This is a genomic window from Mesorhizobium sp. 1M-11 (assembly GCF_001303895.1).
Classification (GTDB): domain Bacteria; phylum Pseudomonadota; class Alphaproteobacteria; order Rhizobiales; family Rhizobiaceae; genus Mesorhizobium.
Genome location: NZ_LJSD01000062.1, coordinates 98,927 through 108,466, shown reverse-complemented (window position 1 = coordinate 108,466; position 9,540 = coordinate 98,927). Strand labels below are relative to the sequence as shown.

Here is a 9,540-nt window from a genome sequence, read left to right as displayed (position 1 = left end):
GCGCGGATCGGCGTTATGGGGTGATCAGGCGCGGTTCTTGAATCGCCAGGATTCGTTTCCGGTCTCGATGATCTCGCAGTGATGGGTGAGCCGGTCGAGCAGCGCCGTCGTCATCTTGGCGTCGCCGAAGACAGCGGGCCATTCGCCGAACGCCAGATTGGTGGTGACGATGATCGAGGTGCGCTCGTAGAGCCTGCTGATCAGGTGGAAGAGCAACTGCCCGCCGGCTTGCGCGAAGGGCAGATAGCCGAGTTCGTCGAGGACGACGAAGTCCAATCGGGTCAGGTAGTCAGCGATACGGCCCTGCTTGCCACCGCGGTGCTCGGTCTCGAGCCGGTTGACGAGATCAACGACATTGAAGAAGCGACCGCGCGTCCCGTTGCGGATGAGGGATCGGGCAAGGGCAATCGCCAGATGTGACTTGCCGGTTCCGGTGCCGCCGATGAGAACGGCGTTACGCTGGTCGGCGACGAAGGTGCCGTTGGCAAGGTCCCTGACCAGCACCTCGTTGACCGGCGTGCCGTCGAAGTCGAACTCCTCGATGTCCTTGGCGATCGGCAGCTTTGCGACGGTGAGCTGGTATTTGATGGAGCGCGCCTGCTTCTCGGCGATCTCGGCCGACAGCAGATCGCCGACGATCCTCGGCGGCTCGTGCTGGCGCTTGATGCCGGTCGCCATAACCTCGTCATAGGCACTGCGCATGCCGTAGAGCTTCAACGTTCCCATCAGATCCAGAACCTGCGTGCGTTCCATCAGCTTGCCCTCCTGAGGCTGTCGTAGCGGGCACAGTCGGCCTGCGGCTCATGGCGCAGGCGAAGAGCGTCCGGGGTGAGAATGGTGATGGCTGGCGCCGGATCGCGCCGCCGCGCCAGAATGTTGATGATGACAGCTGACGAGCAGACGTTCTGGTCGAGCGCCTCTTGGCAGGCGGCCTCCACGGCATCGATCCCGTCGGTCAACACCGCAGCCAGGATCGCCACCATCTGGCGATCACCGTCATCCGAGGACTTCAGTCGGCGCCGGGTCCGCTCCATCGCCGAGGGCAGAACCCAGTCCTGGAACGGCGCGCCATTGCGCAATGCGCCGGGCTTGCGGGCGAGCACGGGGACATAGTGCCAGGGATCGTAAATGGTCTCACCGCGCCCGAACGAACGGGCGTGTTCGGCGACGACAACGCCATCCTGCCGGATGACGATCCTGCTGGCATAGGCCTGGATCTCGACCGGTCGGCCCACGGCAGTCGACAGCACCGAGTATTTGTTGTTGTCGAAGCGCACCGTGCAGGTCTTCGATACCGAGGCGGGGACCGTGTGGAAGCCGTCGAAGGGGCCGCGATACTCGACAAGTTTGCCGCGCTCCTCCTCGAACACCTCCCAGATCGTGCGCTCCGGCTGATCGATATGACGGTGCGTCTTGGTGTAGGCGATGCATTTGTCGAGCAGCCAGGCGTTGAGTTCCTCATAGGATTTGAAGCGCAGCCGCGGCGTGAAGAAGCGCTCGCGCACCAGCCCGACCTGGTTCTCGACTTGACCCTTCTCCCAGCCCGACGCCGGCGTGCAGGCGACCGGCTGCACCAGATAATGGCTGCACATCTGCAGGAAGCGGCGATTGTATTGCCGGTCCTTGCCGACGAATACCGTCTCAACCGCCGTCTTCATGTTGTCGTAGATGCCGCGCGTGCAGGTGCCGCCAAAGAAGGCGAAGGCCCGGTCGTGCGCGTCGAACACCATCTCCTGCGTCTCGCGCGGATAGGCTCTGACGAACATCATGCGGCTGTGGCAAAGCCGGACATGGGCAACCTTCACGGTCACAGTCACGCCATTGATGAGGACGATCTCGTGGCTCCAGTCGAACTGGTAGGCTTCACCCGGCGCGAAGAACAACGGCACATAGGCTTCCGCCGTCGCTGATCCCTGCGCCTTCGCCCAGCTCTTGGCGTATCGGCGAACCGCGTCGTAGCTGCCGTCGTATCCGAGACCGCGGAGCTCCTCAAAGATTCGGATCAGCGTTAGCCGCTCGCGCCCCGCCTTGCCGTGATTGCCACCTAAAAGCCCGTCGAGCTGATCCTGCCAGGGGCCGATCTTTGGCATCGGCTGATGCTCACGCTCGTAACGGAACTCCGTCGCGTTCGACCGCAGCACCTTCCGGACAACCTTCCGCGATATCCTCAACTCGCGGCAGATCTCCTTGATCGACTTCCCCTGGACCAGCGAAAGCCGACGTATCTTCGCAATCGTCTCCACAACCAACATCCAAAACAAATGCCCCCGATGAAACCGAAGGCAGTGTGACAACCCTGCGTTACAGGGGTCCTTTTTGGACGCCGGTCACCCCTGAAACGGGGTCCTTATTCCACGCCGAAACACACAGTCTGCATTCGCACTTCAGCCTCGTGCGGGAGGCGGTGTGGAAATTTGGCGACGCGAAGGACAAAGACGTGACGGTCAAGGCTCTGGACGAGGCTGATCACGCGGCTATCCACAAGGGCGAGGCGGTGAATGAGTCCCTTGAAAAGGTTGAGGATCTGCTCAGATCATCTACCTCGTCGCCCACGACAGATGACATCAAGGCTAAGGCTGCGGAACGAGCTCTTTCCCGAATGGCACCATTCCATAGAGGGAAAAACAGTGTCGGCGATGCAGTCATTTTCGAGACGTATGCAGAGGCGATGCGCCGGGAGGATCGCGCTGACGTTGAGTTCGCCTTCGTCACACACAATAAGACCGACTTTAGTGCAGATAACGGCGATCACCGCCAACCGCACGCTGACCTACTTCCCTATTTCGATGGTGTCAGGTCGAAGTACTGGGTATCTCTAGCCGATCTGCTCAACGACTTCGATATCGATCTGTTGGCCAACTATGACCTGCAGCTCTACGGAGCACTCCAATCTCGAACGTTGTCAGAGATACAAGAGGTCGAGGAACTTCTGTTCAAGCAAGTTTGGTATAACCGTCACTGGAACAGCCGCATCAATATAGAACGGGGCAAGGTGAAGGTTGTGACCAAGGAGCAATGGGATGCGGTGAAGCCCCGCAGTCGCAACAAAGTTATTATCGACAGTGTGTGGCAACTTGCCCAAGAGGCAGCGCGAAAGACCGAAGCAGAGGTCGGGATCGACAATCTGGGGCCGTGGGATACCTTCGAATGGGGCATGATCAACGGTAAGCTGTCTGCGATCCGCTGGGTTCTTGGCGATGACTGGGATATGCTCGATACGTGATTTCGCGCAACAGCCACATCTACTGCGTCGTGTCGAATTCTCCACCCAAATCAAAGCTCGGCTGGTCGGCCGTTGTCATTTTCTCTACGTTCCATGAACTTTGGTGTCACCGCTATCCGAGGATAGGATGACTCTTTGTGTTTCCTAATGGAAGTGCAAAGCTTTTCGTACAGGCCGCCAAGTCGTTCGATGTTTAGCATGTCTTGCGAAATGTTTCTGAAGATACGAGCGAATGGCTTGTTCCGATAAGGCATGAAGAGTCTGCCAATCTTAATACCTGGATCGAGACTGAATCCGGATAATCCCAAGGATATCGACATTTGTAGTCCGCTATCATTTGACAAGCCGTATGACTTCAATAGGGACGAGCAAGACTGTTCCAGTAATCTTAGTATATTGTTGACTTCTCTATATCGATCTTGGGTCGAAAGATGATTGAGGTTTTGCAATATGTCCCGGCACTTGCGAAAATCGCTGTTTCCGCGGAGCTGTAGGGCATATTCTATGCATTGTTTTGGGTTGTCACATTTTGATACTAAGTATGCGGTAAAAAATGGCAACTTCATCGCAAAACGTGCTTGTCCGCTTGCATCTACGATTTTGGCCAAAGTATCTTGAGACCTGGATTTTAAACTTTCGATCAAATTGTTGACTTGAGATCGCGACTCCAGCCTGCAGCAACTCTCGCAGAAGGCATCCCGGAGCGGGGCCAAGAAGGCATCTGCACCCTCCTTGGCTGCGACGGCATTGTAAAAATAAGACCTTTCAGCTGCCCATCCGTAGCCAAAAATGCAGCGCCCCAAGAGGCTCTTGGATGCGGATCCGCGATAATTCGGGTTTGCCGATGCAAAGGCCTGGACTAAGTCCTTCACGTCCGAGATTTCAGGGTGCCCTTCGACCGAGATGGTTGGTGGGGAAATACCTCCCGCGACTACCGCGTCGGCGTTGGCTGTCTCGTTCCGGAATACGCTATCCAATGCGGTTTCATAGCGGATATCCCGGGTGTCGCTGACCAGAAGGGACATCGTTAGGTATTCGCTTGAGACAAAAATGTCCCACCGCAACTGTGGGTCGAGGCGAAGTGCTTCGAAGAAGCTGACTACATCGCCAGCGGGCTTTGATCCTTCAAACGAAAAAGCCATGCTCTTCGCAAAATCTGCGGACTCGTTGGACAGAGTTGCGTATGTCTCCGGAGGGAGCTTTAGGAAGTCGATGAATTCAAATCGACGCAATCGTTGCGATCGGTATTCTTCCTTGTAGTCATCGACGCTGACCATGCTGTCGCTGAACAGGATGGCAGTTACAAGCTTTTCCAAGCATAGAATGTCGTTGTCGATGTTGTTCAAGTTGAGCGTCTGGCTTTCGCCGAGTAGGCGTTCAACTCCACTTAGTGTTGCATTGTCGACCAGGACTAAGCGATTGGTAGTCATGCATTAAAACCAGAAGAGTCATGTGATTGTCCTTACTGACTCGCACCACACACCTAAAAAGGCAAGCGCGGACAACCCAGCTGCTGGTAGGTTCGCGCGGGGCGCAACTGCGCGAGTGCGGTACCGCCCTCTACCTGACGGTGAACAGGAGATTCTTGCCGGCGGGCTACCTCTTGGCGACGGGATCAAAACGATGAGTTCCCTACACGGGATCAGCTGGCAATGTTGCGGTAGACGAAGGAGATTGGGTAGAGCGTCAGACAGCATGTAACAGCTGGACCAAGCGAGCGAATGCCGATCCCAGAGGCAATCGCATGTACCGTTCCGTGGAGACACGGGTGCCGTTCCACGAGATTGTCTTCACACCCTCAGCCAGGGACAGAGGCCAGAAGGTGAAAGCCCAGACATACAGATGTCTGGGCTTTTTTCCTTATCTATCTAGGTGAGACAACTTTGAGTGTCGGATGAGCCATCTATCTTGACGCTGAGCAAGATATGGTGACGCGTCAGGTTCCTGGTCAAACACATTCGGCCCGGTCTTGCGACCGGGCCGTTTTCTTAACAATATGATTTCAAACGACTATCAGCTGCACCCGCTGGTCGCGCCGCAGGTGTCGCACTTTTCGCAGGTGCCGTTGCGTACCATCGTGAAGTTCTGGCACTCCGAGCAGCTGTTGCCGGTGTAGCCCTGCAGCAGCGATTTGGCGCGGCGGTCGGCGGCGAGCTTCTTCGCCTCGGCGGCTTCCTGCGCGGCTGCGTCGGTGAACAGCGCCGACGTTGGGGTTTCTTCCTCGGCGACGTCTTCGAAAGCGATGTCCTCGGCCAGTTCCTTGGCGCGCTCCTCATAGTCGCGCTTGTAGGCAAGCGCGTCTTCGGCACTCGGCTTCAGCGCCAGCACGTTGGAGCCTGCGAAGGCGGTCGACGCCGGGCGAGCAGGGGCGGCGGGTGCCTGGCTGCCGCCGAAGCCCTTGGGCTCGGCTCCGAGGTTCGACACCAGCTTCACCGGCGAGACGCCGCGATAGAGCCCCTTGGAGAACGGCGTCGTCTTGCCTTCGGTGATGCCCTTGCCGAGTGAGGTCTTGTCGAGGTCCGACTGGTCGACATGGGCGAGGTCGTGCCGCGACAGGTAGGAAACCGCCAGTTCGCGGAACACATAGTCGAGGATCGAGGTAGCGTTCTTGATGGCATCGTTGCCGACGACCATGCCGGCCGGCTCGAACTTGGTGAACGTGAAGGCCTCGACATATTCATCCAGCGGCACGCCGTACTGGAGACCCAGCGAGATGGCGATGGCGAAGTTGTTCATCATGGCGCGGAAGGCAGCACCTTCCTTGTGCATGTCGATGAAGATCTCGCCGAGGCGGCCGTCATCGAACTCGCCGGTGCGCAGGTAGACCTTGTGACCACCGACGATCGCCTTCTGGGTGTAGCCCTTGCGGCGGTTCGGCAGCTTCTCGCGGTCGCGGTAGAGCCGTTCCACCACGCGCTCGACGATCTTCTCCGTCACCTGCACGGCCTTGGCGGCGGCGGGCGCGGCGATCAGCGCTTCGACGGCGTCGTCTTCGTCCTCGTCGTCATCGGCGATGAGCGAAGCGTTGAGGGGCTGCGACAGCTTCGAACCATCGCGGTAGAGCGCGTTGGCCTTGAGCGCGAGCTTCCACGACAGCATGTAGGCGCTCTTGGCGTCCTCGACCGTCGCTTCGTTCGGCATGTTGATGGTCTTGGAAATGGCGCCCGAGATGAAAGGCTGGGCGGCCGCCATCATGCGGATGTGGCTTTCCACCGACAGGTAGCGCTTGCCGATCTTGCCGCAGGGATTGGCGCAATCGAACACCGCATAGTGCTCGACCGACAGGAAGGGAGCGCCTTCCAGCGTCATCGCACCGCAGACATGGACGTTGGCGGCCTCGATCTCCTTCTTGGAGAAGCCCAGCGCCGGCAGCATCTCGAAGGAGAAATCGCCGAGCTGTTCGTCGGTGAAGCCGAAGGTCTCCTTCACCCAGTCGGCGCCAAGCGTCCACTGATTGAAGACGAATTTGATGTCGAAGGCGCTCTTCAGCGCTGCGTTCACCGCCTCGATCTTCTCATCCGTGAAGCCCTTGGCTTTCAGCGACGACGGGTTGATGGCGGGCGCCTGGTTGAGGTTGCCGTGGCCGACGGCATAGGCCTCGATCTCGGCGATCTGGCTTTCCGAATAGCCGAGCGTACGCAATGCCTCGGGCACGGCACGGTTGATGATCTTGAAATAGCCGCCGCCGGCCAGCTTCTTGAACTTCACCAGAGCGAAATCGGGCTCGATACCGGTGGTGTCGCAATCCATCACCAGGCCGATCGTGCCGGTCGGAGCGATCACGGTTGCCTGCGCGTTGCGGTAGCCGTGCTCTTCGCCGAGCTCGATGGCGCGGTCCCAGGCCGCCTTGGCATGCTGGCCGAGCTCGGCCTGCGCCAGGTCGGCGTGGACGAGCGGAACGGGATTGACCGCCAGCTTTTCGTAGCCGTCCTTGTCGCCATAGGCGGCGCGGCGGTGGTTGCGCATGACACGCAGCATGTTGACGGCGTTGCGGTCATAGTCCGGGAAGGCGCCAAGCTCGGAGGCCATCTCGGCCGAGGTGGCATAGGCGACGCCGGTCATGATCGCGGTGAGCGCCGCGCAGATGGCGCGACCCTCTGCCGAGTCGTAGGGAATGCCGGAGGTCATCAGCAGGCCGCCGATATTGGCATAGCCGAGGCCGAGCGTGCGGTAATCGTAGGAGAGCTTGGCGATCTCCTTGGATGGGAACTGCGCCATCATCACCGAGATCTCGAGCACGATGGTCCACAGGCGGGTGGTGTGCTCATAGGCTGCGATGTCGATCTCGCCATTTTCCTGGCGATAGGGAAGCAGGTTGATCGAAGCCAGATTGCAGGCGGTATCGTCCAGGAACATGTATTCCGAGCACGGGTTCGACGCGCGGATGGCCCCGGCCGACGCACAGGTGTGCCAGTCATTCATGGTGGTGTTGAAGTGCAGGCCCGGATCGGCCGAAGCCCAGGCGGCGTAGCCGATCTTTTCCCACAGGTCCTGGGCCTTCAACGTCTTCAAGACCTTGCCGTCCTTGCGGGCGGTCAGGTGCCAATCGCCGTCAGTCTCGACGGCGCGCAGGAAGTCGTCTTTCAGCGAGACGGAGTTGTTCGAGTTCTGGCCAGAGACCGTGAGATAGGCCTCCGAATCCCAGTCGGTGTCGTAGGTCTTGAAGTCGAGCGCGGTGTAGCCCTGGCGCGCGAACTGGATGACGCGCTGGATGTAGTTCTCCGGCACGGCGTTCTTCTTCGCGGCTTTGATCTCGCGCTTCAGCGCGGTGTTGATGGCTGGGTCGAAGCAGTCGTCGTCCTGGCCTTCGCAGTTGACGCAGGCCTTCATGATGGCGTCGAGGTGCTTCTTGACGATCTTGGAGCCGGCGACCAGCGAGGCGACCTTCTGCTCTTCCTTCACCTTCCAGTCGATGAAGGCTTCGATGTCGGGGTGGTCGGCGTCGACGATGACCATCTTGGCGGCCCGGCGTGTCGTGCCGCCCGATTTGATGGCGCCGGCGGCACGGTCGCCGATCTTCAGGAAGCTCATCAGGCCTGACGACTTGCCGCCGCCCGACAGCTTTTCGCCTTCGCCGCGCAGATAGGAGAAGTTCGAGCCGGTGCCGGAGCCGTATTTGAACAGGCGCGCCTCGCGCACCCACAGGTCCATGATGCCGCCTTCGTTGACGAGGTCGTCACCGACGGACTGGATGAAGCAGGCATGCGGCTGCGGATGTTCGTAGGCCGACTTGGATTTGGTCAGCTTGCCGGTGAAGGGGTCCACGTAATAGTGGCCCTGGCCGGGGCCGTCGATGCCGTAGGCCCAGTGCAGGCCGGTGTTGAACCACTGCGGCGAATTGGGCGCCACGCGCTGGGTGGCGAGCATGTAGGCCAGCTCGTCGCGGAAGGCGGAAGCGTCTTCCTCGGAAGCGAAATAGCCGCCCTTCCAGCCCCAGTAGGTCCAGGTGCCGGCGAGACGGTCGAAAACCTGGCGGGCGTCGCGCTCGGAACCATAGCGCTCGTTCTCGGGCAGTTTGGCCAACTCGGCTTCGTCGGCGACCGAACGCCAGAGGAAAGAGGGGACGTCGTTCTCTTCGACCTTCTTCAGACGCGCAGGCACGCCCGCCTTGCGGAAATATTTCTGCGCCAGGATGTCGGCCGCAACCTGCGAGAACTGCGCGGGCACGTCGATGTCGTCGAGGCGGAACACCACGGAGCCATCCGGATTCTTGATCTCGGAAAGCGCCTTGCGGAATTCGATCTCCGCATAAGCCGATTGTCCTGGCTTGGTGAAACGCCGCTCGATGCGCATCGTCGTGGTTCCTTCTTGTCTATATATAGCGCTTTTTGCGGGTGTTTGCCCGATCCCTTTCCAAAAAGCGCACGTCCCAGTTTTCCGGCCGCCTCGCAACAGCCGGGGTTCCTCACCGCGCCCTGCCGTCGACTTGCCGTTTTTTGCCTCTTGCGAAGCCTTGATCAGCCTGCCGACAGACCCGCGCGGGTCTCTCAAATCTGAAAAATTTCCGATTCCCTCATTGGAGGGGTCTTCACATTATCTAGGGCCGAGCTTGGCTGCAAACACTAAATATAGTGTTAACAGGTCATTTATTCCAGCCGTAAATGTCTCCTTTTCGGTGTTTCGAACCCGACAAACACCACGCCTCCGCCGGCCTAGTGGTTAAGGCGGAAAACGAGCGAAAACGCACAAATTCCTGGGAAAAAGACCGGCCTCGAAACTTTCCGGTCGCGCCCGAAACACGAGCACATGACCTATAAAAGTCGACTCGCCCTGAGGCGTCAAGAGTTCGTTTTTGTAGATTTTGTGACCCCAATATA

The 9,540-nt window shown here is 59.1% G+C and carries 4 protein-coding genes and 1 pseudogene; 1 reads left to right on the top strand and 4 read right to left on the bottom strand.

Annotation, left to right across the window (positions count from 1 at the left end):
• Positions 1-24 precede the first annotated feature (24 nt).
• Together istB and istA are read right to left on the bottom strand one after the other, a co-directional pair.
• The gene (gene istB, locus AO692_RS26970; RefSeq protein ID WP_054308547.1) at positions 25-753 is read right to left on the bottom strand and encodes an IS21-like element helper ATPase IstB; all 729 of its coding nucleotides are present in this window, start codon (positions 751-753) and stop codon (positions 25-27) included.
• Positions 686-2,252, bottom strand: a pseudogene (istA, locus tag AO692_RS26965) (IS21 family transposase). Before istA ends, istB begins: the two are co-directional and overlap by 68 nt.
• A gap of 35 nt (positions 2,253-2,287) precedes the next feature.
• Between istA and AO692_RS26960 the strand changes: the two are divergent.
• Entirely contained in the window at positions 2,288-3,223 is a 936-nt protein-coding gene (locus AO692_RS26960) for a PIN domain-containing protein (RefSeq protein ID WP_054313145.1), read from the top strand.
• Between the two features lie 50 nt (positions 3,224-3,273).
• Here AO692_RS26960 and AO692_RS26955 read toward each other — a convergent pair whose 3' ends face one another.
• Entirely contained in the window at positions 3,274-4,653 is a 1,380-nt protein-coding gene (locus tag AO692_RS26955; protein ID WP_054313144.1) for a hypothetical protein, read from the bottom strand.
• Between the two features lie 583 nt (positions 4,654-5,236).
• Positions 5,237-9,016 carry a vitamin B12-dependent ribonucleotide reductase gene (locus AO692_RS26950; protein WP_054313143.1) on the bottom strand — a complete coding sequence of 1,260 codons (3,780 nt, stop codon included), beginning with the start codon at positions 9,014-9,016 and terminating at the stop codon, positions 5,237-5,239.
• Positions 9,017-9,540 lie beyond the last annotated feature (524 nt).

What these genes read in the sequence shown, in the direction of transcription:
- AO692_RS26955 (WP_054313144.1), bottom strand. Translation starts at nt 4,653, where the DNA reads ATGACTACCAATCGCTTAGTCCTGGTCGACAATGCAACACTAAGTGGA.
- istB (WP_054308547.1), bottom strand. Translation starts at nt 753, where the DNA reads ATGGAACGCACGCAGGTTCTGGATCTGATGGGAACGTTGAAGCTCTAC.
- AO692_RS26950 (WP_054313143.1), bottom strand. Translation starts at nt 9,016, where the DNA reads ATGCGCATCGAGCGGCGTTTCACCAAGCCAGGACAATCGGCTTATGCG.